A 24,873-nucleotide genomic window follows, 5' to 3' on the forward strand; every position below is an offset into this window, starting at 1 on the left:
GGACGGACAAATAAAGGTTCGAAGCCCGATCCGATCCAAATTATAATGAAGGATCGCGGCCTCGCTTGGGAGGTGACACGTGACACCACGCGCCGCGCGGTCCTCGCGAGCGTCCTCGCGGCCGGCAGCGCCGGGCTGGCGGCGAGCGACGCGGCCGACCGCCTCGACTCGTTCGCGCCGCTGTCGGGCAAGGCGTGGGACGCCGCCGACCGGTCCCTCCCGGAGACTGTCGAGAGCCCGCACGGGGCGGCGACGGTCGCCCGCGACGAGTTCGGCGTGCCGCAGATCGAGGCGGACGAGGAGCCCGCGGCGTACTTCGCGGTCGGCTACTGTCAGGCGTTCGATCGGCTGTTCGCGATGGACCTCCAGCGCCGGGTGATGCGCGGGCGGCTCTCGGAGGTGATCGGCGAGGCGACGCTCGGCGGCGACGAGTTCAACGTCGCGATGGGCTTCGCCGACGCCGCGGCGGCGACTTGGGAGGTCGTCGCCGAGACCCGCGCCGGCCCGCTCGTCGAGGCGTTCGCAGACGGGGTCAACGCCGCGATGGACGACCTGCCGCTCCCGCTGGAGTTCGAGCTGATCGGTTACGAGCCGGAGCCGTGGACCCCGGTCGACTCGATGCTGATGGAAAAGCAGATATCGTGGACGCTCACCGGTGACTTCGCCGAACTGCGCCGCGCGCTCGTCGCCGATCACCTCGGCGCGAAGCGCGCGGAAACCCTGTTTCCGACGCGGTACGACCACGACGACGCGATCCTCGACGGCACCGAGACGCGGCTGGGTGGGAGCGCCGAGAGCGTCCGCGGTGCGGGCGAGCGCGCCACGACCGGCGCGCCGAACGGCTCCGTCGACCCCGTCGATCCCTCCCTGACAGACTGGCTCTCGGGCTTCGAGTCGCCGACGGGCGTCGGCTCGAACAGCTGGGTCGTCTCGGGCGAACACACCGCGAGCGGGACGCCGATACTCGCGTACGACCCGCACCTCTCCCTCCAAGCGCCGCCGTTGTGGTACGAGCAGTCGGTCGATACCCCCGAGCGATCGGTGCGGGGCGCAACGTTCTCCGGGGTCCCGTTCGTCATCGCGGGCGCGAACGACCGCGGCGCGTGGTCGTTCACCAACCTCGGTGCCGACGTGTTGGACTGCTACCAGTACGATATCGACGACGCGGGCGACCGCTACCGGTACGACGGGGAGTGGCGGCCCTTCGAGGTCGACGAGCGCGAGCCGATCCCGGTCGCCGGCGGCGAGGACCGCGAACTCCGCGTGCGCCGCACCGTCCACGGCCCTCTGATCGAGCGCGAGGATCAGACGGTCGGCGTCGCGTGGACCGGCCACACCGCGACGCGCACGACGGTCGCCATCGAGGCGTACGGGCGCAGCGAGGGGCTCGACGACGTACTGGAGGCGACGCGTGACTTCGACCTGCCGACGCAGAACCTCGTGTACGCGGACGCCGACGGCCGGACCCTCTACTTCGCGACCGGACGACTCCCGATCCGCCGGACCGACGGCGAGGTCGTCGACGGCGACCGGATCTTCGACGGCTCCGCGGGCGAGGGGGAGTGGCGGGGGTTCGAGCCGTTCGGCGAGTCCTCGTGGGAGGGCTTCGTCCCATTCGAAGAGAAGCCGCACGCGATCGACCCCGACGTCCTCTCGACGGCCAACCAGCGACCGATCGACGACCCGACCCACTACATCGGCGTCGACTACGCGACCCCCTACCGCGGCGCGCGGATCGCCGCCGGGCTCGACGAGGCGGTCGACGGCGGCGAGACCGACGGTGGGAACGCCGACGGCCCGACCGCCCCCGGCTTCCACCGCGCGCTCCAGCGCGACGTTCGGGACGGGCGCGCCCCGGAGCTGGTCCCAGAAATAGTCACGGCGGTCCGCGACCGCGACGGCCTCGGCCCGTCGCTCGTCGACGCCGCGGACGCCCTCGACGGGTGGGACTACCGGATGCGACGCGACTCGCGCGCCGCGCTGCTGTTCGCCCGCTACCTCCCACACTTCCGCGAGCGCGTCTTCGGCCCGGCGTTCGCCGACGCCGACCTCGGCGAGGGGTACTACCCGAGCGACTGGACGCTCGCGCGGCTGCCCGACGACGACCCGCTGTTCGACGGCCGGTCGCGGTCGGCCCTCGCGGTGAGAGCGCTCCGCGACGCGCTCGACGAAGTCGAGGCGGAAGGGTGGGAGACGTACGGCGACTACAACACCACCCGGGCGATGAGCCACCCCCTCGGCGGCGAAGCGCCGTTCCTGAACTACGCGGAGCTGCCGGCGGACGGGTCGCCGGCGACGGTGATGAACTACCGCGTCGAGTCCGCGGTCGGGTCGAGCTGGCGGATGGTGGTGCGGCCGGGGACCGACGCGACCGCGGTCCTGCCGGGCGGCAACTCCGGCGACTACTTCTCCGAGCACTACGACGACCAGCTCCGGCGCTGGCTCGAAAACGACCAGCGCCCGATGCCGCTCGGGGCCGGCGGCGAGCCGGCGGTGCGGTTCGAGCCGGGGGGATCGCAGTGAGCGACTCCCTCGAATCGATCGCGTCCCGGAAGTCGCCGTCGCTGCTCCACCGGATCAGGACCGAGCCGCGACCGCACGCGGTCGCGGTCGTCGGGGCGCTCGCCGCCGGCGTCGGGCTCGCGTCGATCCACTGGCTCGGGCTGATCGCCGCGGGCGCGCTCGCGTCGCTCGCGGCGCCGACGGTCCGCCGCGGCGCCGGCTACGCGCTCGGCGCGGGGGTCGTCTGTCTCGCCGCGTTCGCGGCCTCGCTCGGACCGTCGGCCGCGGCGGTCCCGGAGATGGTCCCGGTCGTATACGTCACGGTCGGATCGGGGCTGGGGCTGCCGCTGTTCGGGTCGCTCGCGCGCGCCGTGGTGAGGTGAGCGGGACCACGGGGTCCGGTCCTCAGTCGATCCGCTCCAAGTCGGACACCGTCTCGTCGGTCTCGACGTCGCCGGTGTTGCGCGTCTCGCTCGGCTCGAAGAGGAGGATTTCGGCCTCGGGCTCGGCGACGGGCCGGTGTTCGGTCCCGCGCGGAACGATCGTGAACTCGCCTGCCTCCAGCACCGCGTCCGCCTCGTCGCGGAACTCGATCCGGAGTCGACCCGCGTTGACGAGGAACAGCTCGTCGGCGGCTTCGTGTTGATGCCAGACGAACTCGCCGTCCGCCTTCGCGAGCTTCACCGCCTGCCCGTTGAGTTCGCCCGCGAGCCGCGGCGACCACGTCTCGTCGAACGAGTCGAACGCCTCGGTGAGAGAGACCGTCTCCATGCCGTCGGTCGGCGCCGGAGCGGTAAAGTCGCTGCCCCGGGCGCGGGATCTATATACGACTCCGTAGTCGTCCGGTGCGGCAGATACGTCTCATATAAGCGTTTACGAGGGGCCTCGGCGTGGCGCGACGTATGGCAGCGACTCACGCGGACGACGGGAGCGATCCGATCCGGGCGGCGCGGTCCGCGCTCCGGGTCGAGCGGCGCCGAGTGGTCGACGAGCGGGAGGCGCTGAGCGCGTTCCGGAGCCGGGTGTCGTCGATCCCGGACGAGAACGCCGCAGAGACGGGGGGAGGTGGATTCGAGGGCACCGCCGGCGTCGGCGGCGCAGTCGGCGGCGCGGTGCGGGACGCGGTCGGGAACGCGCCGCGCCCCGGCTCCCGGCTCGTCGCGGTCAGGGAGGCCTACCGGGACACGGTGATGTCGGTCCCGCACTACGCCGAGGAGTACGACGACACCTACGAGCGGAGCGTCTCGGAGGAGTTCGGGCCGGAGATGGCGTACGCGCTCACACGGACCCAGAGCTTCCGCGCGGAGTACAAGCGCTCCCTCCTCGGCGCCGTCGAGACCGCCGTTCAGGAGCGCGAGGCGTTCCTCGACGCGCTTGAGTCCGAGATCGAGTCGGTCGAGCGCGCCGGCTCCCGCCTCGATCCGATCCGGTCGGAGATCGAGGCGATCGCGGACGAACTCGGCGGCGACGAGGCCGACGCGGCCGACGCCGGGTTCGGCGCGCTCGACGCCTGTCGGACCCGGACCGTCGCGCTTCGCGAGGACTGCGACCGGATCGCGGCCCGCCGCCAGCGCGTGCTCGCGGACCACGAGCGCCGGCTCGCGCTCGGCGACGACCTCGACCTGCCGGAGTACTGTTACCAGCGTCTCGACGTCAGCTACCCGGCTCTCGCGGCGGTCGGGACCGTCGGCGATCGACTGGAGGCGCTCCGGAGCCGGATCGAGCGGGCGATGGCGTGCGGAGACTGACCGGCCTTCCGCCCGCGATCCGCCTCCCGTCCACGACCGCGACGGGGACCCGGTAACACCCGTGTCCGCGCCGATTCAAGTCCCTCCGGGACGTATCTCGTTACATGACCGACGCATCCGACTCCGCCGCCGGAACCGACGAGGTCGCCGAAGCGGGGCCGACCCCCACCCCCGGGATCCACCACGTGACCTGCGTGGCGGGCGACCCGCAGCGCAACCTCGACTTCTGGACCGAGACGCTCGGGCTCCGGCTCGTGAAGCGCTCCATCAACCAGGACGACCCCGGGACGTACCACTTCTTCTACGGGGACGCCGAGGGCACGCCCGGCACCAGCATGACGTTCTTCCCGTGGACGGACCTGCCCGAGGGCGAGGTCGGCGCCGGGCAGGTCTCCCGGACCGCGTTCCGGGTGCCGGAGGGCAGCCTCGACTACTGGGAGGCGCGGTTCGACGAGCGCGGCGTCGACTACGACGCCCGCGGGGAGCGCTTCGGCGAGACGGTCCTCCCCTTCCGCGACCCCGACGGGCTCCCCGTCGAACTGGTCGCGGTCGAGATTCCCGACGACGATCCGACGACGGCGTGGACCGCGTTCGTCCCCGAGTCGGCCGCGATCCGCGGCTTCCACTCGGTCACGCTGTGGCTCGGCGACGCCGAGCGCACCGAGGGGCTCCTCCGCACGATGGGACTGACGGAGACCGCGTCCGCGGCCGAGACGGAGGCGGAGGACGCGACCGGAAACGACCGGACTCGCTTCGCCGCGGACGGTCCGGTCGGGAAGTACGTCGACGTCGTGGAGACCGACCGACAGGGGAGTTCGGGCCGCGGCACGCTCCATCACGTCGCGTTCCAGACGCCGACGGACGCGGACCAGTCCGCGATGCGCGGCGCGGTCGCCTCGATGGGACTCCGCCCGACCGAACAGATCGACCGCCACTGGTTCCGCTCGGTCTACTTCCGGGAGTTCGCGGGCGTCCTCTTCGAGCTCGCCACCGCGGACCCGGGGTACGCGAGCGACGAACCGCTCGACGAACTGGGCGAGCGGCTGGTGTTGCCGGGGCAGTTCGCGGACCGCCGCGACCGGATCGAGGCCGGGCTCCCCGACGTGACGGTCCCGCGATCCGACGCGGCGTTCGCGGCGAACCGCGCGGACTGAACGGCGTCGGTGCGGGCCGCGCGTCGCGCCCGCAGCGGCGGCCGGCGTGCTCCCGACCGCCGCAGCCGCAGCGCCCCAACCGCCGCAGACCGATCCTTCTAATCGCCCGCGGCCGAACGCCCACGCATGACCGAGGACCTCGGTACGCCCGTCTTGGACGACCACCTCCACCTCGACCCGCGACACGGCCGCGGGGTCGAGGCCGTCGAGGAGTTCGTCCGGCTCGGCGGCACCCACCTGCTCGTGGTGAACAAGCCCTCGTGGCTGCTCGGCGTCGAACCGGACGAACCGGCCGACTTCCGGGCCGTCTTCGAGGAGACGCTGGAGACGGTCGCGGCCGCGACGGAGACGCTCCCGGGGCGCGCGTGGCCCGTCCTCGGCGTCCACCCCGGGCTGATCAGCCGGCTCGTCGACGAGCGCGATTTCTCGCCCGACGAGGCTCGCGACCTCATGCGCGGCGGGCTGGAGGTCGCGAGCGAGTACGTCGCCGACGGCGACGCGCTCGCGCTGAAGTCCGGCCGCCCGCACTACGACGTGAGCGACGCGGTGTGGGCGGCGTCGAACGCGGTCACGCGGCGGGCGTTCGAACTGGGCGCGGAGGTCGACTGCGCGGTCCAGCTCCACACCGAGGCCACCGAGGACCTGACCGACCTCGCCGCGGTCGCCGAGGAGTCCGGCCTCGACCCCTCGCGCGTCGTCAAACACTACGCCGCGGGCGAACTCGCGGGCGTCACGCCGAGCGTGATGAGCGACAAGGAGCGGCTGGAGCGCGCCGCCGAGGCGGGCGAGCCGTTCCTGATGGAGACCGACTTCGTCGACGACCCGGACCGGCCGGGGATGGTGTTGGGGCCGAAGACCGTCCCGCGGCGGGTCCGTTGGCTCCTCGACAAAGGGTACGACGAGGCGATCCGGCGGGCGCACGTCGAGACCCCCCGAGCCGTGTACGGGATCGACACCGAGGCGACCCTGGAACGCGAGTCCTGAATCCGACGATTCACACGAGTGAGACGCCCTCTCGGGCGGCGATCGATAGGAAAGGCATTTGAGTTGGCCGGGCGACGTACAGGACATGACCGACGACGACGCCGTTGAAACGTTCTATACCGACGAACGCTGGCAGAACTGGCTCGACAGGCTGGCCGAGGAGGAGATCGATCCCGAGAACGAGGACTCCGCCCGGCTCCTCTTGAACCTCCAAGACGACGCGGCGATCGCCGTGGTGAAGGTGCTGGCCGCGTTCGACGACGAACGCATCGACGAGGATCGCGCCGTCGAGGAGCTCCGCGACATTCGTGACATCGTCCTCGCCGACGTCGATTTCGACGACGAGGACAAGGTGATGCTGATCGACGGCGTCCAGACCTCGCTCGTCCCCGTCTTCTACGCGGCCGAGGAGTACGTCGTCGGCGGCGTCGTCGAGGGCGACGTGAGCGAGTTCGTGCGCGCGGCCGCCGAGGCCGAGGAGGGCGACGACCTCGACGCCGCGCTCGGCTACGTCGTCCAGGCCGGCACGCGCGTCATCGACGGCGAGACGCTCGACATCGACCTCGTCGAGGACCTCGAGTACGGCCTCGTCTCCGAGTGGGTCAACGGGCTCGACTCCCTCCAGTCGGCCATCGAGGACCCCGAAGTCGTCGAGGAAGAGGACTGAGCGCAGCGGGCCGAAACCGGCGACGTCCGTACTGGTTCCGGGGATAGTTCTACGGTCCGCGCGCGTCGCAACGGAGCGCGGCCCGAGCCGACTGAAGCCGGATCGGGGAGCGGCGTCTCCGTCGGGGACCGCCGTGGGCGCGGGGTCGAGCGAGGGTCTCGATTTGTTTAGACGGCGACTCGGGTGAGCGTGATACTCCGACCCCAAAAGATAAATATTTTCGCTGAGAAATAGTAAGCGAGTAGTAAAGTAACTATTTTTGGTAAGTTTTTCTCCGTAGCAGCCCTCTCTGTCTCCCGCGTGAGTCCGGAACAGCCGATCGAAAGGTCGTAGAGCGCCAAAAATGACACAACATCTAAACAATGTCCGAGACGCGATACGCGAATACCATCGACTGGGGGGAGTACTGGGACGGAGCCGACGAGTCGGTGCGCGAGGACACGAGCCCGAGCGCGGACCTCGTCGCGGAGCCGTTCGCCGGGTTTCTGACCGCGCGGTTTCCAGACGGCCCGAACGCGTACGCCGACGTCGGGTGCGGGCCGGGCGATCTCGCGTTCGAGGTCGCGGAGCGCTACCCGGACGCGACCGTCATCGGGTATGACGCCGCCGAGGCGGTCCTCGCGGAGAACCGCGAGCGCGCACGTGGAGCCGACCGCGAGGTCGCCTTCGAGCGGGCGGTCCTCCCGGAGTTCGACCCCGACCGCCGGTTCGACGTGGTCTCCTGTCTGTTCACGCTGTGTTACGTGGCTGACGTTGAACGAGCGTTAGAGCGGCTCTACGACGCGGTAGAACCCGGCGGCTACCTCGTCGTTCACTACCACAACCGGCTCGCACAATCCCACTACGAGCGCATCGCGGACGCGCCGCACGAACGGCTCGGCGAGGACGCCGTGTGGGCCCCCGAGCGGTTCGCCGACCGGTTCGAGCTGGTCCTCGCGGGCGAGAGCCTGCTGTCGTACGAGCGCATCCACGAGGTGTTGGGGACGTGGCCGAAGAGCGTGTTCTCGGCGGTCGACGACGCCGACCCGTACGCCGCCCACCGGCACGAGCCCCTCGTGTACGTCCCCAAGTGACGGGACTCGGGATGGTGCGGCGGGAGACGCGCTTTTGAACGCGCGCGGCGTTCACCCCGTATGGTCTCCCTCGCGGCCGGACTGGCGATTGCGCTGCTCGTCGTCTGGACGGCCAGCTCGTTCGTCCCGCTCGTGCCGGGCGGCGCCCTCGCGGCGCTGACCGTCGTCGGCTACGCGTACACCACCGGCTTCGCGGAGCCGAGCCTCGTCGTGATGGTTGCGCTCGTCCTCGTCTCGCTTCTTGCTTCCCTCGCAGACTTCGTGTCGGGGATGGTCTCCGGAAAGCTCGGCGGCGCGTCGACGCGGACCGTCGTCGTCGGGACGCTGGTCGGGATCGCCCTCCTGATCCCGCTCGGCCCGATCGGACTCGTCGTCGGGCTGGGGGGCACCGTCTTCCTCGCCGCCCTCGACGAACACGACGGCGACACGGGCGAGGCCGCTCGGCAGGCGGCCTACGCGGTGGTGGGCGCCCTCGCCAGCGCGTTCGTTCAGGCGGTCTTCCTCGCGGGCGTCACGGTCGCGTTCGCGCTGGCGGTCCTCTGACGCCGGTCACCGGACTCCGAGTTCACGCCGCGACGGAGAACAACAGCAGGTTGTGCGCGGCCGGGCCGAGTCCCATGGCCGCGACGAAGCCGAGGAGGAGGTACCCCTCGGCCGGCTCCTCGCGGACGTACGCCGCGAACAGCCAGACGACGGCGCTCGCGACCGCGAGCTTCACGAGGAGGAACAGCCACCCCTCGCCGACGACCGGAAGCGACGGCAGTCCGCCGATCTCCAGCAGGATCCGCGAGAGCGGCGTGCGCTCGCCGAAGCCGAGCTGCGTCGTCCCGACCGCGGTCGAGACGCCGTCGAGCGCGTGGCCGAACACCGCGAGCGCGCCGACGCCGCCGGTGACCGCGGCCTCGGGCCGGAAGCGTGTCAGGACGACCCACGCGGCGCCGGCGATCGGGACGGTGAGCGCGAGCGCGCCCGCCGACCAGCGCGCGCCGGTGGGAGAGAGTCCGGTCCCGACCGCGACGGCGACGACCGGGATCAGGATGAGTGCGCCGGCGGCCGCGAGCGGCGCCGCGACGCGGTTCGGGCGGGCGGCGTCGGCGGTGAGCCACGCCGCGCCCGCCAGCGACCCCACCGTGAGGTAGACGGTCGGCGAGCCGGCCAGGGGCGCGAGGAGGGGCGGGAGCGCGTCGACGACGTAGAGGACGTGCGCCGCGGAGCCGAGCGCCATCCACGGGGCGAGCGCGAGCACGCGCCGCGCGGTCACCCGCGGGCGCCGCCGCCGGAGCGCGGCGACGACCCCGCCGGTCGCGAGCAGGACGACAAGGAGGTGCGGCAGGGGCGGCAGCGTCGTGCCCGCCGGGAGGAGGCCGCCGACCATCAGACGGACAGGACCGGCTGGCTCGCGTACAGCAGGACGTACTCGGCGGCCTTCCCCAGCACCTCACCGGGGTCGCCGGAGACCGGTTCGCGCGGGACGACGATGAAGTCGGACTCCAGTTCCTCGGCCGTGTCGAGGACGACGCTGCCGGGGTGGACGGTCTTCACCGACGTGGAGAAGCCGTACGCGATGGAGTTGCTGTGGGGAACCCCGGCCGCCTCCGCGCGGCGCGCGACGGAGTCGGTGAACGCCTCGGAGTCGTCGGCCACCTCGCTCTCGTCGACCACGCCGTGGTCGATCGCGCGGACGACCTCCTCGTCGAGGACGTACAGCGCGTGGACGCTCGCGCCGTACTCGTCCGCGACCGCGATGGCGTAATCGACCGCCTCGTGCGACTCCTCGCTGCCGTCGACGGGCACGAGGACGAGGTCGATGTCGAGATCGGTCATACGCGACCCGTCGGCGGGGGAGGTCAAAAAGCCCGCCCCAACGCCGCGGTCCGACGACCGCGCGGGTCCGCGGCCGACGCGATACTCCGGTCCGCGCGATTCCGTCGTGCCGATCCCCCTGAATCCGCTTGTTCAGACGAATTCTCGCTTGAAACGGCTGGTCGCTGAAGGGTGCGAATATAACACCGGGATTCTTTTTTATACACCCATTATCCGCAATTATGGGCTGGACGACTCTGCTCGCTGTCGGATTGTTTGTTTTCGCTTGGCTTACAGCAGCTTACCAATCGAAGAGAGATGACTGGGATACGACCCGGACTATCGGGATGTTTGTTTTTCTTGCCGGTGCTACCTGTGGAGTGTTTCTCGACGATTTGCTTTCCTCAAAATCGCTGCTCTTTCGATGGATTGAGCCGATCTCAGCGGTGGTAATGGTTGTCGGGCTATTCGTCGCGTGGATTTGGAAACCCGAAGAAGACAGTCCGTAGGTCGGAGCCCGTAGATATGTCGTCTGTACTGAGCGATCGAGGGCGAGAAGTGCCGAACTCCGAACATTGTAACGAACCCGTGGCTCAGAAGTCGGGGAGTTCGCGCTGGCCGGCCTCCCGGCGCTCGGCGGGCGGGACGTTCGTCGCGACGATCTCGTCGACCGCGTCGCGGCCGTCGGCGTCGCTGTTGATCGCTCTCGTCGCGTCCTCGCGGTCGACGCGGAAGCCTGCCTCGGCGTACGCGTCGTACATCACGCCGCTGTTCGAGAGCACGACCCACACGCCCGCCTCGTCGAGTTCGCCGGCGACGTCGAGCAGGCGACGCTGGTCCTCGCGGTCGAACCCCGACGCGCTGTACTCGTTGAAGTTCGCGGTCGCGCTCATCGGCTCGTAGGGCGGGTCGAAGTAGACCAGATCGCCCGGCTCCGCGACGTCGAGGACGTACGCGAAGTCGGCGTTGCGGATCTCGGCGTCGGCGAGCAGGTCGCTCGCGCGTCGGATCCGGTCTCGCCGGACCCAGTCTGGATCGGCGTACCGGCCGATGGGGACGTTGAACCCACCGTCGGCGTTCTCGCGGTAGAGCCCGTTATAGCAGGTACGGTTGAGGTAGAGGAGGAGCGCGGCCTCCTCCAGCGGGTCGAACTCGCCCTCGTACGGCCGGCGGTTGAACCGCGCGCGCTGTTGGTAGTAGTACGAGTCCACCTCCCGGTCGCGGGCCGTCTCCTCGGCGTGCGGGAGGTCCGGGTCGGGGTCGCTCTGGGGGTCGTCGAGCGACGTGAGCCGAGCGATCAGCTCGTCGGGGCGGTCACGGACCTGCTCGTAGAAGTTCACCAGCCGCGGGTTCGCGTCGTTGACCGTCGCGCGTGCGGGTTCGAGGTCGAAGAAGACGGCGCCGCCGCCGACGAACGGCTCGTGGTAGCGGCCGAACGCCGACGGGAACCGGGCGTACAGCTCGTCGAGCAGCTGCCGCTTCCCGCCGGCCCACTTCAGGATCGGCTCGGCCATAGCTGTCGGGTGTCGCCTGCGCCCGGGCATAAACGTCCCGGGCCGCGTCCGCGCCGGTCGGCACCGACGCGTCGCGTGCCAACCCCCGATCCGGTCAGTCGTTCGAGGGCTCGGCGTCCGGCATCGGGAGGTCGTCGACGTGGCCCCCGGCCTCCTCGAAGTTCGGGCCGGGCTCGATGGTCCCGGCCTCGCGGTCCCACTCGATGTGGCCGGCCTCCTCGAGGGCCGGCAGGTGCGTCTCGCGGAGTTCGGCGGCGATCTCGTCGGCCCGCCCGCGAACGCGCAGGTCAGCGACCGCCTCGACGGCGCCGTCGACGGGGCCGGCGACCACGCGCCTGCGCTCCGGCGCGGAAACGACGACCGTCGGGTCGGTGGTGGGGGTGTCAAGTGTCATCGTGTGGTTCTGTCCGTATGTACGGATTTCGTCGGAGCGGAATAAAAGCGCCGGCGAACGCGGCTCTCACCGCCGCCGGGGCACGGGATCTCCCCGGTTCCGTGAGCGCGACCCGCGGCCGACACGGTCTCGTGACCGACGGTTTTGCGGCAGGCCGTGCCGCCAATTCACAGATATTTGAGATGTATACTAGCGAGTACCATGGTACATCTTACACCGCATGAATAACCGTTTCAGATGATTTACTGCCATGAACCATGGTATCATTTCTCAAAAACTATTTGGAAAATGAAAGGTTTTAGTCGGCGGAGCCCGTACGATGAGATATGTACCAAGGCTCTATCGCACCGGAGGAGGCGCACCGGCTCGGCCGGAACTCGCCCCCCGGCAGTCGCTCGCCGCTGGGAACCCTCGCGTTCCTCGCGCTCGTCGTCGCACTGTTCGTCGCGTTCGCGCACCCCGTCGCGACCGTCGCGCTGCTGACCGGCACCGTCGCGCTCGCCGTCCTGTCGCGGTCCGTCCTGCGGACCCTGCGCCGGCGCAGCGGGCGCGTCCAGACGCTCACGCTCCCCGGTCTGGGGACTGTCGAGTACCGGATCACGACGAACTAACCGTTCCGGCCGCTCGGCTTCGGGCCGAAACGCCGCCGAACCGCTTCTCAAAAAATCTCTCCCCGCAGCGACGCCACGGTCGACCGCGGCGTCGTCTCCCGATTTCCTACAGTCCGTACGCGACGCGCTCGCCGACGTCAAGCCCGTTCGCGAGGGCCGCGTGGAGTCGCCCCTCGCCCGCGACCCAGTCGCCGAGCAGGTACAGCCCCGCGTCGCGCGCCGAGTCGACGGGGCCGCGGTCGACGCCCGCGTCGGGGAGCGCGTAGCGCCACCCCTGGTGGTCCGTCCACGCAGGGTCCGCCAGCCGGTCGTCGCCGACGATGTCGGCGGCGTGGTTGGCGAGCGCGGCGACGTTCTCCGCGGGGTCGTCGTCGTAGTGCTCGGTCGACCACGCACCGCTCGCTTGGACGACGAGCAGCGTCTCGCCGTCGGGGACGTGCCCGGCCTTACACTCCTCGCGCGAGATCCAGCCGACCGGGTGTTCCTTGTCGGTGTTGACGAGCGCGTAGTAGGGGACATCGAGCGCGAACGGGTATCGCAACACCGCGGTCCAGACGCTACCGTACGCGACGTCGCCGACCGCCTCGACGAGCGTCTCGCGGAGCGGGTCGTCCCACTCGGCCGTCCGGAGCAGTTCCGCGGTCTGGGGGGCCGGCGGATTCAAGAGGAGGACATCGAACGGGCCGTGGGCCTCGCCGTCCGCGTCGTCGAGCTCCCACCGGGCGTCACCGTCATTCGCCCCACCGTCGGTGTCGCCCGCGCCGTCGACGCGCCGAACCGTCTCGACGCGGGTGCGCCGGTGGACGGTCGCGTCGGTGCGACCGAAGAGGCGCTTCGCGATCTGGGTGAGCCCCCGGCGGTAGCTCCACTTGTGCTCGTCGGCGTCGCGGCCCGGGGACACCGTCCCGTCGGCGTCGAAGGTGTACACCGGCCCCGTCACCTCGACGAGCCCCTCGTCGTCGAGCGTCTCGGTGATCAGTTCGACGACGCGGTCGTCGTCGCTCTTCAGGTAGTTCGCCCCGTAGTCGTACGTGAGATCGTCGTGGCGGCGGGTCGCCGCGCGCCCGCAGAGCCCGCCCGACTTCTCTAACACGGTCACGTCCGCGTCGGGCACGGTCCCGTCGATGACGAACGCCGCCGCGGCCGCCCCCGCGCCCGCGCCGACGATGCCTACGTCTGTCACAGCGATCGTAGGGGCCGGGACCACTTAACGGGTCGCGTGCGGCGGGAGAGAGGAGATCCTATCCGGGACGGCGACCCGGAGAGAGGGCCCCGATCAGTCGTCGTCCGGACCGACGATCACGACCGGGACGTCGACGCCGCGCCGGACGCGGGTCGGGACCGGCTCGGGGTGGATCAGGCGGTCCAGCCCGGTGCGGCCGGCGGAGCCGACCACGACGAGGTCGGCGTCGTGGGCGGCGGCGAAGTCGATCGCCTCCCGGTGAGGCGTGCCGTAGCGGAACCACTTCTCGACGGGGACGCCGGCCGCCGCGCCGGCGGCCTCGGCGGCCTCCACGATCCGTTCGCCGTCGCGCTCGCGCCGCTCGACGAGCAGGTCCCAGTGCTCGGTGGTGTCGACGACGTAGAGCGCGTCGACCGCCGCCCCGTGGGCGGCCGCGAGGTCCACGGCGGTCGACACCGCCGCGTCGTCGCCGGCCCCGCCGGTCGTGACCGCGAGCACGCGCTCGAAGCGCCCCGTCTCGGGAGGCGACGCGGTGCGGTCGGCGTCACGGGGCGCGGTCGAGGGGTCGGCGGCGTTGACGTCGGTAGACATGGGATTGATGCGGGCCGCCACTTGGACGCCCGCGAAGTACGAATACCACTTCGAGCGGACTCCTCTTAACAATTTTCGACAGGATAGACAATTATCATAATTTATCCGCGGGCGCGCCGCCGGCCGGTCGGCGGGGGCTCGCCTCCAACGACGCGTTTTAATCGGTCAGTCCAGACAGTCCCGGTACGAACGCGACCGGCGGTCCCGGCGTCGCGGCCCGAGAGACACGACATGACACCGACCACCACCACGCGATCGACGGACGGGGACGATGGCTGACGACGGGGCGGACGGCGGCGCCGCGGGCGACGAGTCGAGCGGGGGAATGGACTACGCCGCGCGCGCGGCCGACACCCTCGGCTTCTCGCGCTGGTGGCAGATCGCCGCCGCGGCCGGGATGATGGCCGCGGTGAGCCCGTACCAGTACGTCTGGTCGTCCATCTCGCCGGCGCTCTCGGAGAGCCTCGACATCGCGCTGCCCGCCCTGGGGGCGGTGTTCTCCTTTTACGTCGTGTTCCAGTCGCTCTCGCAGTTCCCCGCCGGCAAGTGGCGCGACAGCCGCGGCCCGGGCGCGCTCACCTTCCTCGCGGCGCTGCTCGCGGGCGGGGGGTACATCGGGCTCGCGTACGCGACGAGCCTCTGGCAGCTGTACCTGCTGTACTCGCTCGGGGCGGTCGGCGTCGGCATCGTCTACACCGTCGCGGTGAACACCGCGGTCAAGTGGTTCCCCGACCGCACGGGGCTGACGACCGGCGTCGGGACGATGGCGTTCGCGGCCGGGAGCGCCCTGGTGGTCCCGTACGTGCGGGCGAACGACTCCGCGGCGGCGTACAGCGGGGTGCTCCGCAACATCGGGATCGGCATCCTCGTCGTGACGCTCGTCGGATCGTTCCTCCTCCGGGACCCGCCGACGGACTGGCTGGACCGCGCGGGCGACGACGACGACGGCGACGACGAGGGGCTCGCCGCCTCGATCCGCGGACGGAACTACTCGACGCGCGAGATGCTCTCGACGTGGCAGTTCTGGCTGCTGTACGCGATGTTCATCGCGATGGCGAGCGCGGACCTCCTCGTCATCGCCAACGTGGTCCGGTTCGCGGAGAACTTCGGGCTCGCGGCGCTGATCGCGACGCTGTCTGCGACGCTCCTCCCGATCGCCGCGGGGGTCTCGCGGCTGATCCTCGGCGAGGCGACCGACCGGTTCGACCGCAAGCGCGTGATGGCCGGCTCGTTCCTCCTCGCCGGGCTGTTCCGGGTCGGGCTCGTGGCCGCCGGCGAGGCGGGCAACGGGGCGGTCTTCGTCGCGTCCGTCCTCGGCGCGATGTTCTTCTCCTCGCCGCTGTACGTGTTCTTCCCGTCGATGCTGGCCGACTACTACGGCGCGGCCAACTCCTCGGGCAACTACGCGGTCCTGTACACCGCGAAGGTCGGCGGCGGCGTCTTCTCCGGCACCGTCGCGGGGTACCTCGTCGCGACCCTCGGGTGGACGCCGACGTTCGCCCTCGGCGGCGCGCTGGCGGTGGCCGCGGGGCTGGCGGTGTTCGTCCTCCGGCCGCCGAGCGGATCGGGGCTGGAATCGGCAGAGCCGTCGACCGCGGACTGACGGTCGCCGACCCCGACGAACGCCCCGGATCGGGTCTCCGGCGATCGCCGGCGGTTCACCGAAGCGTCCCCACCAGCGCGTAGAACGGATCTTCGCCCGGCCGCTCGGCGATCCGCTCCGCGACGTCGAAGCCGCCGGCCGCGAGGTAGCGCTCGACGAGGTCGGCGCGCTCGTCCATCGAGGCGGCCCGCCACGCGCGGACGGCCTTCGTCGGGAACATCCGGTTCGAGAAGCTCACCACGACCGTCCCGCCGGGCGCGAGGACGCGGGCGAACTCCGCGAACGTGGGCCCGGGGTACTGGAGGTACTGGACCGACAGCGCACAGCAGACGACGTCGAAGGAATCGTCAGAAAACGGGAGCGACTGATCCGCGTTGAGGTCGCTCACGACGAACTCGTCGAGACGGTCGTTCGCGGCCAGTTCGGCCTCGTTGAGCCCGTGGCCGACGACGCGCTCGTAGTCGGTGTCGGGCAGGTGCGAGACCCAGCTGCTCATCGCGTCGAGGACGCGGTCGCCGGGCTCGGTCACGGACGCGTACAGCGCCGTCAGCCGGTCGAGGAACGCGTCGGCGGCGTGGGTGACGAACCGCGGCTCGTCGTAGAACGTCTCGTCCGGGCGGTCGTCGCGTTTGCGTCGGTCGCGGTCCGAGAGGACGGTCGTCACGGTGCCGGAACGCGGGGCGCCGGAGGCAAGAGACCGTCGCCGCTCGCGTCGAGAGCGCGGTTCGCGAGCGCTCGCGAGCGGCGACGGTCCGCCAGCAGCGATGTAGAAGCGAGCGACCGGGACTTCGGAACCGTTCGTCGCCGAACCGTCAGCGACTATTTATAACTCCGCGTCGGGTCGGAAAGGCTCAACACCCGGCCCGGCGAACGCGAGGTATGCGCACCCCGCTCGCGGCCGCCGGGCTCGTCGCGCTCGGCCTCCTCCTGATGGCGAACCCCCTGTTCCTCCCCGTCTCCGTCGACGAGCCGGACCCCGCCTACACGCACACCGTCCAGCCGGTGGGGGAGGGGTCTGTCGCCGGTATCGAATCGCCCGTGACAGGCGTGGAGAACGGTCCAAGTGGGCAAAACGGGTCGAACGGATCGAACGCGTCGGACGCGGTCGTCGCGTACGACGACCTCTCGCCCGACGCCCGCGCGGCGTTCGACCGGGCTCGCGACGCGCCCGAGGGCGGGTTCGGCGTCGAGGACCCGGACGAGCGGGTCGAGTCGCTGGCGTACCCCGCGGAGCCGACGCTCGGGGACGGGCTGCTGATCGTCGAGCGCGCCGGCGAGCGGTACGAGTTCTGGACCCGGACCGTCGAGCGCGAACCGGGCGCGGTGGTCGCGCAGCGCGTCTTTCTCCAGCCGGTCGCGTTCCTCGTCGGGTTCCTCGCGGTCGTCGCCGGCGCCGCGGTCGCGCTGCGAGGGCGGCTCGGGGAAGAGTGACGACCCGGCGGTCGGCGCAGCGGCGGATCGCCGCGCCGGCGACCTCAGTCCTCGGCCGCCGGCGTCGGCTGCCCCACCGGCTCGGGCGCGTCGCCCGCCTCGATCGCGCGGCGGGTCGGCTCGCCGATCTCGACGAGGTGACACAGGGGGTTGCCGGGGTAGACCACCGGGTTCTCCAGCAGGCCGATCAGGAGCCCGGTGAACGGGGCCTCGACCGCGACCGCGTCCTCCTTGAACGGGTTGGTGATCGTCGCGATTTGGTCGCCCTCGCGGACGAGCGAGCCGCTCTCGAAGTGGGTGTCGACGATGCCGCCGGAGTCGGCGCGCAGCCACGTCTTCTCGCCCGCGCCGGCGACGATGGTGCGCCAGCCGGGCCAGCGCACCGTGTCGGCCTCCAGGAGGCCGTACTCCGCGAAGACGGAGCGGACGCCGGCGAGCGCGTCGTCGATCAGCGGGCGCTGGAACCGGTGGGCCTCGCCCATCTCGATGGTGATCGTGGGGATGCCGGCGTCGGTCGCCTCGCCGCGGAGGGTGCCGCTCGGGCCGTCGCTGTCGATGACGACCTTGGAACCGAACGCCAGCGCGAGCCGGTGGACCGCCTCGTCGGTCATGTCCGCGCGGACGTGGAGCATGTTCGTCCGGCCGCGGGTGGAGGTGTGGAAGTCGAGCCCGAAGTCGCACGGAGCGATGAAGTTCTCGTAGATCTGGTGGGCCATCCGCTTCGAGCTCGTGGAACCGGACTTGCCGGGGAACGACCGGTTCAGGTCGCGGTCGTAGACGGGGAGGTAGCGCTGCTGGGCGATGAAGCCGGGCACGTTGAGGACAGGGAGACAGACGAGGGTGCCCGCGAGTTCAGAAAGGTCCCACTCGTGGGCGACCTCGCGGACGACCTCGATCCCGTTGAGTTCGTCGCCGTGTGCCGCGGCGGTGAGGAAGGCGGTCGGCCCGTCGCGCTCGCCGTTGACGATGGTCACCGGGATCCGCACGGGGTCGCCGAGGTACGTCTCGCTGATCCCGTAGCGGATGTTCTGCGTGTCGCCGGGCGGAACCGCCCCGCCGTTGTACGTGAACGCCCGGTCGTCGCTCATGGCGGAGCGGAACACGGCGTCGGCTATATATATGGCGACCCGAGCGCCCGGCCACCCGATCCGCCGAACCGATCGGCGCGTCTTTTAGGTCGGCCCACGCAGGGTGAGGTATGAGTTCGGACTCCGTTCGGGTGGGAGTGCTGTCGCTGCACAACAGCAAGGAGACGAAAGCGATCTGCAACGCGGTCGAGGACCTCGGCCACGAGCCCGTGTGGCTCCGAGAGGAGAACGCGGCGGTCAGCGTCGAGGACGGGGACGTCTCCGTCGAGCCCGCGGTCGACGTGATCGCGAACCGCCTCCTCCTCTCGAACACCGACCAGCCCGCGGAGCTGCTGGGACTGGCGACGACGTTCGAGCGGATCCGGCCGATGTTGAACGAGCCGAACGCGGTGCTGGCGTCGATCCACAAGTTCGCCACGGCGGCGACGCTCGCGGACTGGAACATCCGCGTGCCGGACGCGCTGCTGGCGCTGTCGAACGACCGACTCAACGAGGGCCGCGAGCGGTTCGGCGACGTGGGCGTGTACAAGACCGCCATCGGCACCCACGGCGGCGGGACGTGGAAGGTGGACCTCACCGAGCGCGTGAACCCGAAGGTCGGGAACCGGCAGGCGTTCCTCCAGCAGCTGATCGACCGCGACGACGAGAAGCACCGCGACCTGCGGGTGTACATCGTGGGCGACGAGATCGTCGGGTCGATGTACCGCTACGCGCCCGAGGGCGACTGGCGCACCAACGTCGCGCTGGGCGGCGCCGTCGAGGACGCCACCGACGACATGCCGCAGGAGGCCGCCGACACGGCCCTCTACGCGGCCGAAGTCATGGACCTCGACTACGCCGGCGTCGACCTCGTCGAGGGGTACGACGGCTGGTACGTCCTCGAAGTCAACCCCACGGCCGGGTTCAAGGGCCTGTTCGAGGCGACCGGCACGAGCCCCGCCCCGCACATCGCGAAGCTGGCGATCGAGAGGGTCGGCGGCGAGGTCGACGACGAGGCGGTCGAGCGCGTCGCCGCGACCCTCGACGACTCGCGGCCCTCCTGCGCGCCGGCGCCGAAGCCGAGTTCGACCGAGCAGCCCGACATCGGCTACATCGAGGAGGTCGTCGTCACCGGCACCTCCGGCTCCACGCAGGCGCTCGCGAAGTCGGACACGGGCGCGACGCGGACGAGCATCGACACCCAGTTGGCCGCCGAGATCGGCGCCGGCCCGATCAAGAGCATGACGCGCGTCAAGTCGGGCAGCGTGAAGGGCGGGAAGGCCCGGCCGGTCGTCGACCTCGTCATCGGTATCGGCGGGAACCAGCACACCGTCACCGCGAGCGTCGAGGACCGCGGGCACATGGAGTACCCGCTGCTGCTCGGCCGCGACATCCTCACCGACTACCGGGTCGACGTTCGCCGGCGCGCCGACACCGACGAGGCGGAGCGCGACGAAGCGGGCGAGATCCTCGAAGAAGAGGAGTAGACGCAGCGATCGGCCGACGATAGAGAATCAGTTGCGGTGGCGCGTGCCGGCGAGGCCGCCTCGCGGCCGAGCAGCACGCGCGAGGTCGCCGGCGCGTAGCGCCGGCTGCCAGAGAATCTTCGACTCTCGCTGGACGCGGTGAGCGCTCGAAGAGCGCGAACCGCGAGGCTGGGGAGGCGTGAGGTGCGGGGCTGTGCGGTGCGGGGTGGGACTCGAAGGGGCAGTCGCGAGGGCGAAGCACGGCGACGCAAGTACCGCAGCGAGGGAGCGCAAGCGACCGAGCGAGGAACGCAGCAAGCCGCGAGAGCCGTCGCGACTGGGGCTTCGGCGGTGGTTTCGGCCAATCTGCCCTCGCTCAGTGATCGGCCAGTCAGTTGGCTTTCGGTACCGCTCCCGTCGGAACCGATTTCAACACATCTCACGACTCCTCTCACGTAGTCGGCCCGAAACCCGTATGCCCGCGCGACCGCAACCCGCCACTGATGGAGTGCGACAAGTGCGGAGCCGACGCGATCCACCACGCCGCCTACTCCGGGGCGCACCTCTGTGGCGAACACCTCCGGCAGTCGGTCGAGAAGCGGGTGAAGCGTCGGGTCCGCGAGGACGGCCTCCTCGATCCGGACGCGACGCCAGACGACCCCGACCGGTGGGTGATCGGGCTCTCCGGGGGGAAAGACAGCGTCGCCCTGACGCGGATCCTCGACGACGTGTTCGGGAAGGACCCCCGCGTGGAGATGCTCGCGCTGACGATCCACGAGGGGATCGAGGGGTACCGCGACGCCAGCGTCGACGCCTGCGTCGAGTTGGCCGACGAGCTCTCCCTGCGGCACGAGCTCGTCTCCTACGAGGAGGAGTTCGACGTGCGCATGGACGACGTCGTCGAGGACGACCCCGAGAACATGGCCGCCTGCGCGTACTGCGGCGTGTTCCGCCGCGACCTCCTCGAGAAGTACGCCGCCGAGTTCGACGCCGACAAGCTGCTCACCGGCCACAACCTCGACGACGAGGCGCAGACGGCGATGATGAACTTCCTCGAAGGCGACGTGCGGCAGGTGGCGAAACACTTCGACGCCTCGCTCGGCCCCTTCGACGAGCGCGAGGCCACCGACGCGTTCGTCCCGCGCGCCAAGCCGCTCCGCGACGTACCCGAAAAGGAAATCGCCCTGTACTGCCACGTCCGCGACCTCCCGACGCACATGGCCGAGTGCCCCCACGCCGAGGAGGCGTACCGCGGCGAGATCCAGTCGACGATCCACGAACTCGAAGAGAACCACCCCGGCGCGCGCCACTCGATCATGGCCGGCTACGAGGAGCTGTCCGCGCTCGCGGCCGACGCCTACCGCGGGGGCGACGGAGACGATGCCGACGGGGACGACGCCGGCGGCGACAGCGAGAGTTCCGCCCTCCGCGAGTGCGAGCGCTGCGGCTCGAAGACGAGCCGCGACGTCTGTCGGAAGTGCCGGCTGCTCGACTCGATCGAGGCGGCGACCTGACCGGAGCGCCGTTCACCTGCTGCGGTCGACGTGATCGGAGCGCCGCTCAAACGTCGCCGTCGACGCGGCCGACGAGGTCGAGTTGGTGGGTGAGGTAGACGAGCGCGCCGGATTTCACCTGTCCGCGGCGAGTTTCGAGCCACGCGTCGAGGTCGGCGGCCGAGACGCCGTTCGTCTCACCCCCCTCGGCGGCGATCACCTCGCCGACCGCCGTCTCGACGGTGTCCAGAATGTGTCTGAGGAAGACCGCCTCGTCGCCCGGATAGCCCCCCTCCCCGTCGGCGGGACGCACGATCCAGTCGGAGCCGGCGACCCCGAGGAGCGTCGAGCCGTCCGCCTCGCGAAGGCGCGCGAGCGCGGCGCCGCCGGCGCGGCTGTCCCCGCCCGGCTTCTCGTCCATGTGCCGGTGGTACAGCCGCTCGATCGCCCGGTCATCGGGATGCGCCGGGCGGAACCGGGTCCCGCCGTCGAAGGTGATCGGGAAGTAGTAGGTCCCGCCGGGCGCCAGCGCGCCGAGCAGCGGGTCGAGCCGGTCGAACCCGAGTACGTCCAGCAGCGCCATCCCGATCAGCGCGTCGGCCTCGCCCGGGTGTTCCGCGGCGTACGCGGCCGCGTCGGCGGCGACGGGCTCGACGGTCACGGCGCGCTCGCCCGCCTCGAAGACGAGCCCGCCGGCAGCGTCAGCCGAGCCGGAGACGGCGGCGTCGGACCGGCCCGCAGCCCACTCCCGGAGGAACGGCTCGGCTCCGGCGAGCGTCTCGGCGTCGCGGTCGACGGCGACGTAGCGCGTCTCGCCCGGCGGGAGGACCCCCCAGTCGATCAGCCGGGCGACCATCGTCCCGACGCCGGCGCCGACCTCCAAGACGCGGAGCGGCCCCTCCGTCGCGGCGGCTCGCTCCGCCAGCCGCTCGCGGAGCGTCCCGACGAGGCGTCGGTCGAGCGCCCGGTCGTCGACGGTGCGCTTCGCTCGGAGGTAACGCCGGAAGGAGTCCGTCACGTCGCCACCTCCGGGTCTGGGGCGTCGACGGCTTCGGGGTCGTCGACGATCTCGGCGAGCAGGCGCCTCACGCGGGCCGTCGACTCCGCCCAGTCCGGGTGGCGCTCGTACCGCCGCCTCGCGGCGCGGCCCATCGCGGCGAGCCGGTCGGGGTCGCCCGCGAACTCGTCGAGCGCGCGGGCGACGGCTGCCGGGTCGTCCGGGTCGACGAGGACGCCCGTCTCGCCGTCGGCGACCGTCTCACCCGCGCCGCCCGCCCGCGAGGCGATCGCCGGGAGGCCGAAGCTCATCCCCTCCAGATAGACGATCCCGAACCCCTCGTACCGGGAGGGGACGGCGAGGACGTGGCTCCCCCGGAGCGCGTCGGCCAGTTCGGCGTCCGACAGCCGGCCGGCGAAGCGCACGTGGTCGTCGAGCCCGCGTTCCCGGACTATTCGCCGCACGTCCGCGACGTGCCCCTCGTCGACTACCCGGCCGACCACCGTGAGGTCGACGGCGGTGTCGGCGCGGTCGACCCCCGCGACGAGCGTGTCGAGCCCCTTCCGCGGCTCGACGTTGCCGACGAATGCGACCCGGAGCGGACCGGGGTCGGGACCCCCGAGAGACGCGGCCCGCGCCTCGATCGCGTCGTCGTTGATCGCGGGATCGAACCGGTCGCCGGCGGGCGGCGCGACGACGGTCGCCGCGGGATCGACGCCGAGGGCGGCGACGGCGTCGCGGGTCGCCGCGCTGTTACAGACGACGCCGTCGACGGTCGCGAGGTAGCGGCGTTCGACGGCGCGGTACAGCGGCGAGAGCCGACGGGGCTCGCTCGCGCGCAGGTGATGGACGACGCTCACCACCGGGTACGGCAGGTCGCGGTTGGCGCGGAGGAGCGAGGGGTGCGCGAGCTCGTCTTGGAGCAGCACGTCGACGTCGACGCGGAGGCGGTCGCGGACCCCCGGGAGCGCGTTGTCCAGCAGCCCGCGCGGGTACGCCCGCCACGGGAGTTCGACGACCTCGACCGTGTCGCCGGCCGCGCGGAGCCCCGCGACGAGCTTCCGGTCGTAGCGGAATCCCCCGGACTGCTCGTCGAGGCTCCCGTACAGCGCGAACCCGACGTTCATAGCGGCGCGTCGTAGGTCGCGGCGGCCGCGTCGTCCTCCCAGACCGTCACGGCCAGCTCGCTCACGGCGTCGTCGGTCACCGCGTCGGTCACGCGCTCGAAGACGACGCGGGCGAAGCGCTCGACGCTGGGGTTGTACCCCTCGAACTCGGGGAGGTCGTTGAGCAGTTCGTCGCGGTAGCGGTCCGCGAGGTCGCCGAGCGCCGCCTCGGCGTCGTCGATGTCGACGAGGTAGTCGTGCTCGTTCAGCTCGGGGCCGCGGAAGGTCAGTTCCACCTCGAAGTGATGGGAGTGCGGGACGCTCTCCGGCCCCTCGTCGACGACCGTGAGGTAATGTTGGGCCACGAAATCCGTCAGCACCGTCGTCGCGTACATAAACCGATCCACGGACGCGAGCAACCTAAATCCGGAGGGCGGCGGAAGGACGTTCGACGCGTCGGAGTGGTATACCCGGACGCGAGCGGCGGCGACGATCGTTCACAGATAGCCGAGCGCGCGCAGCCGCTCTTTGTCCGTCTCGCCCTCGTCGCCGTGTACCCGCGACACCGGCAGCGGCTCCGGCGGCGTCAGGGTCGGCTCGCGCGTGCCCTCGTCCGCGCCGTCGACCGTCGCCCACGGGACCGCGAGGAGCGCGGAGACGGGCGTGTGCATCGGGTGGCCGTACAACCCCCACTCGCCGAAGCAGTTGCCGTGGTCGGCGGTGACCGCGATCCGCCCGTCGACGCTCGCCGCGAGGGACTCGACCTCGTCGAGGACGTACCGGAGGTTCGCCTCGTACGCCGTCCGGACGCGCTCGACCGACACCTCGCCGCGCCGGAGCAGCACCCACGGGTTCCCCGCGTTGCTGTGGCTCCCGGTCCGGGCCAGCCCGTCGTCGCCGTCGAGTGGATCCGGAACGAACGGGTGGTGCGGCTACATGTAGTGGGCGACGAGCCGGTCGGGGTCGCGCTCGCGGGCGAGCGCGATCGCCCGATCGGTCACGGCCGCGGCCGGCACGGTCCCCGCCTCGTCGTCCCACGCGTACTTCCACACCTCGTCGAGCGCGGCGAACCCGTCGGCGTCGAGGTAGCGGTCGGTCCAGGTGTTGCCGGTCACCATCGCGGTCCGCCCCGTCTCGGGGTGACCGAGGAAGGTGTTCTCCAGCCACTCCGAGGAGGAGCTCCCGACCGACCGGACCGACTCGACCTCGCCGAGGAACTCGAAGTCGGGCGCGACCGAGCGCAGCAGGTCGGCCCGACAGGCGTCGAGGACGACGAGGACGTCCCACTCGCGGTCGAAGGCGTTCGTCACGTAGTCGAGCCGCCGACCGATCGCCTGTAGCCCGCGCAGGTAGGCGGTCCCGAGGCGGCTCATTCCCGGCTCCGTCACGACCGTCAGTTGGCGCGGGGCGACTAAACCGCTCCGGCGGGAGCAGTCCCGTCGGCCACGCGCCCCGACGCCGTCGGGACACCTATACGTCTCGCCGC

25 protein-coding genes and 1 pseudogene are annotated in these 24,873 nt (G+C 71.1%); 13 read left to right on the forward strand and 13 right to left on the reverse strand.

From position 1 onward, the window contains the following. Positions 1–72: 72 nt before the first annotated feature. Positions 73–2,523: a penicillin acylase family protein gene (locus tag C463_RS09960; protein WP_049905796.1), complete on the forward strand. Its 2,451-nt coding sequence runs from the start codon at positions 73–75 to the stop codon at positions 2,521–2,523. Beyond that, positions 2,520–2,885: a hypothetical protein gene (locus tag C463_RS09965; protein WP_008443320.1), complete on the forward strand. Its 366-nt coding sequence runs from the start codon at positions 2,520–2,522 to the stop codon at positions 2,883–2,885. Before C463_RS09960 ends, C463_RS09965 begins: the two co-directional genes overlap by 4 nt. 22 nt (positions 2,886–2,907) lie before the next feature. On the opposite strand, the gene C463_RS09970 is transcribed toward C463_RS09965, so the two are convergent. Continuing rightward, positions 2,908–3,273, reverse strand: coding sequence for a cupin domain-containing protein (locus C463_RS09970; protein ID WP_008443322.1), 366 nt, complete (start codon positions 3,271–3,273; stop codon positions 2,908–2,910). A gap of 131 nt (positions 3,274–3,404) precedes the next feature. Between C463_RS09970 and C463_RS09975 the strand changes: the two genes are divergently transcribed. From C463_RS09975 to C463_RS10000, 6 genes are all read left to right on the forward strand, one after another. Next, complete coding sequence (locus C463_RS09975) at positions 3,405–4,250, forward strand: DUF7260 family protein (protein WP_008443323.1); 846 nt, start codon at positions 3,405–3,407, stop codon at positions 4,248–4,250. Between the two features lie 104 nt (positions 4,251–4,354). After that, the gene (locus tag C463_RS09980) at positions 4,355–5,404 is read left to right on the forward strand and encodes a ring-cleaving dioxygenase (RefSeq protein ID WP_008443324.1); all 1,050 of its coding nucleotides are present in this window, start codon (positions 4,355–4,357) and stop codon (positions 5,402–5,404) included. A 126-nt stretch (positions 5,405–5,530) separates the two neighbouring features. Then, complete coding sequence (locus C463_RS09985; protein WP_008443325.1) at positions 5,531–6,388, forward strand: TatD family hydrolase; 858 nt, start codon at positions 5,531–5,533, stop codon at positions 6,386–6,388. Between the two features lie 85 nt (positions 6,389–6,473). Next, complete coding sequence (locus C463_RS09990; protein ID WP_008443326.1) at positions 6,474–7,055, forward strand: DUF2150 family protein; 582 nt, start codon at positions 6,474–6,476, stop codon at positions 7,053–7,055. Between the two features lie 362 nt (positions 7,056–7,417). Further along, the gene (locus tag C463_RS09995; RefSeq protein ID WP_008443327.1) at positions 7,418–8,128 is read left to right on the forward strand and encodes a class I SAM-dependent methyltransferase; all 711 of its coding nucleotides are present in this window, start codon (positions 7,418–7,420) and stop codon (positions 8,126–8,128) included. Positions 8,129–8,188: 60 nt separating this feature from the next. Next, positions 8,189–8,671 carry a DUF456 domain-containing protein gene (locus C463_RS10000; protein WP_008443328.1) on the forward strand — a complete coding sequence of 161 codons (483 nt, stop codon included), beginning with the start codon at positions 8,189–8,191 and terminating at the stop codon, positions 8,669–8,671. A gap of 22 nt (positions 8,672–8,693) precedes the next feature. Here the strand turns inward: C463_RS10000 and C463_RS10005 are convergent, their stop codons facing one another. The 4 genes from C463_RS10005 to C463_RS10025 all read right to left on the reverse strand — a co-directional run bounded on the left by C463_RS10005 (position 8,694) and on the right by C463_RS10025 (position 11,839). Then, the gene (locus C463_RS10005) at positions 8,694–9,503 is read right to left on the reverse strand and encodes a DUF63 family protein (protein ID WP_008443330.1); all 810 of its coding nucleotides are present in this window, start codon (positions 9,501–9,503) and stop codon (positions 8,694–8,696) included. Further along, positions 9,503–9,952, reverse strand: coding sequence for a universal stress protein (locus C463_RS10010; RefSeq protein WP_008443331.1), 450 nt, complete (start codon positions 9,950–9,952; stop codon positions 9,503–9,505). Before C463_RS10010 ends, C463_RS10005 begins: the two co-directional genes overlap by 1 nt. 572 nt (positions 9,953–10,524) lie before the next feature. Continuing rightward, entirely contained in the window at positions 10,525–11,445 is a 921-nt protein-coding gene (locus tag C463_RS10020; RefSeq protein WP_008443332.1) for a DNA adenine methylase, read from the reverse strand. Positions 11,446–11,539: 94 nt separating this feature from the next. After that, positions 11,540–11,839 carry a DUF7344 domain-containing protein gene (locus C463_RS10025; protein ID WP_008443333.1) on the reverse strand — a complete coding sequence of 100 codons (300 nt, stop codon included), beginning with the start codon at positions 11,837–11,839 and terminating at the stop codon, positions 11,540–11,542. Positions 11,840–12,165: 326 nt separating this feature from the next. Between C463_RS10025 and C463_RS10030 the strand changes: the two genes are divergently transcribed. Then, positions 12,166–12,450: a hypothetical protein gene (locus C463_RS10030; protein ID WP_008443334.1), complete on the forward strand. Its 285-nt coding sequence runs from the start codon at positions 12,166–12,168 to the stop codon at positions 12,448–12,450. A gap of 106 nt (positions 12,451–12,556) precedes the next feature. On the opposite strand, the gene C463_RS10035 is transcribed toward C463_RS10030, so the two are convergent. Then, a complete protein-coding gene (locus tag C463_RS10035; RefSeq protein WP_008443336.1) occupies positions 12,557–13,633 on the reverse strand; it encodes an NAD(P)/FAD-dependent oxidoreductase in 1,077 nt (358 codons plus the stop codon). 93 nt (positions 13,634–13,726) lie between these two features. Next, positions 13,727–14,224, reverse strand: a complete 498-nt coding sequence (locus C463_RS10040) for a universal stress protein (protein ID WP_008443339.1) — start codon at positions 14,222–14,224, stop codon at positions 13,727–13,729. A gap of 271 nt (positions 14,225–14,495) precedes the next feature. Here C463_RS10040 and C463_RS10045 point away from each other — a divergent pair, with 271 nt between their 5' ends. Next, entirely contained in the window at positions 14,496–15,827 is a 1,332-nt protein-coding gene (locus C463_RS10045; RefSeq protein ID WP_008443343.1) for an MFS transporter, read from the forward strand. A 55-nt stretch (positions 15,828–15,882) separates the two neighbouring features. Here the strand turns inward: C463_RS10045 and C463_RS10050 are convergent, their stop codons facing one another. Continuing rightward, the gene (locus C463_RS10050; protein ID WP_008443344.1) at positions 15,883–16,491 is read right to left on the reverse strand and encodes a class I SAM-dependent methyltransferase; all 609 of its coding nucleotides are present in this window, start codon (positions 16,489–16,491) and stop codon (positions 15,883–15,885) included. Between the two features lie 215 nt (positions 16,492–16,706). On the opposite strand from C463_RS10050, the gene C463_RS10055 reads away from it, so the two are divergent. Further along, positions 16,707–17,258, forward strand: a complete 552-nt coding sequence (locus C463_RS10055) for a hypothetical protein (protein WP_008443345.1) — start codon at positions 16,707–16,709, stop codon at positions 17,256–17,258. Between the two features lie 44 nt (positions 17,259–17,302). Here the strand turns inward: C463_RS10055 and C463_RS10060 are convergent, their stop codons facing one another. Then, positions 17,303–18,346 carry a succinylglutamate desuccinylase/aspartoacylase family protein gene (locus C463_RS10060; RefSeq protein WP_008443346.1) on the reverse strand — a complete coding sequence of 348 codons (1,044 nt, stop codon included), beginning with the start codon at positions 18,344–18,346 and terminating at the stop codon, positions 17,303–17,305. Positions 18,347–18,456: 110 nt separating this feature from the next. Here C463_RS10060 and C463_RS10065 point away from each other — a divergent pair, with 110 nt between their 5' ends. Both C463_RS10065 and ncsA read left to right on the forward strand, forming a co-directional pair. Then, positions 18,457–19,812 carry a putative ATP-dependent zinc protease gene (locus tag C463_RS10065; RefSeq protein WP_049905799.1) on the forward strand — a complete coding sequence of 452 codons (1,356 nt, stop codon included), beginning with the start codon at positions 18,457–18,459 and terminating at the stop codon, positions 19,810–19,812. 482 nt (positions 19,813–20,294) lie between these two features. Beyond that, entirely contained in the window at positions 20,295–21,305 is a 1,011-nt protein-coding gene (gene ncsA, locus C463_RS10070; protein ID WP_008443353.1) for a tRNA 2-thiolation protein NcsA, read from the forward strand. Between the two features lie 46 nt (positions 21,306–21,351). Here the strand turns inward: ncsA and C463_RS10075 are convergent, their stop codons facing one another. The 4 genes and pseudogenes from C463_RS10075 to C463_RS20155 form a co-directional block, all read right to left on the reverse strand. After that, positions 21,352–22,302 (reverse strand): hypothetical protein, encoded by a 951-nt coding sequence (locus C463_RS10075; RefSeq protein ID WP_008443356.1) that lies wholly within the window; start codon positions 22,300–22,302, stop codon positions 21,352–21,354. Next, positions 22,299–23,408, reverse strand: coding sequence for a glycosyltransferase family 4 protein (locus tag C463_RS10080; RefSeq protein ID WP_008443358.1), 1,110 nt, complete (start codon positions 23,406–23,408; stop codon positions 22,299–22,301). The genes C463_RS10075 and C463_RS10080 overlap by 4 nt, the downstream gene beginning before the upstream one ends. Further along, positions 23,405–23,782 (reverse strand): 6-pyruvoyl trahydropterin synthase family protein, encoded by a 378-nt coding sequence (locus tag C463_RS10085; protein WP_008443361.1) that lies wholly within the window; start codon positions 23,780–23,782, stop codon positions 23,405–23,407. Before C463_RS10085 ends, C463_RS10080 begins: the two co-directional genes overlap by 4 nt. A 102-nt stretch (positions 23,783–23,884) precedes the next feature. Then, positions 23,885–24,760 (reverse strand): annotated as a pseudogene (locus C463_RS20155) (hypothetical protein). Between the last annotated feature and the right edge of the window lie 113 nt (positions 24,761–24,873).

The organism is Halorubrum californiense DSM 19288 (assembly GCF_000336875.1).
Lineage (GTDB): Archaea > Halobacteriota > Halobacteria > Halobacteriales > Haloferacaceae > Halorubrum > Halorubrum californiense.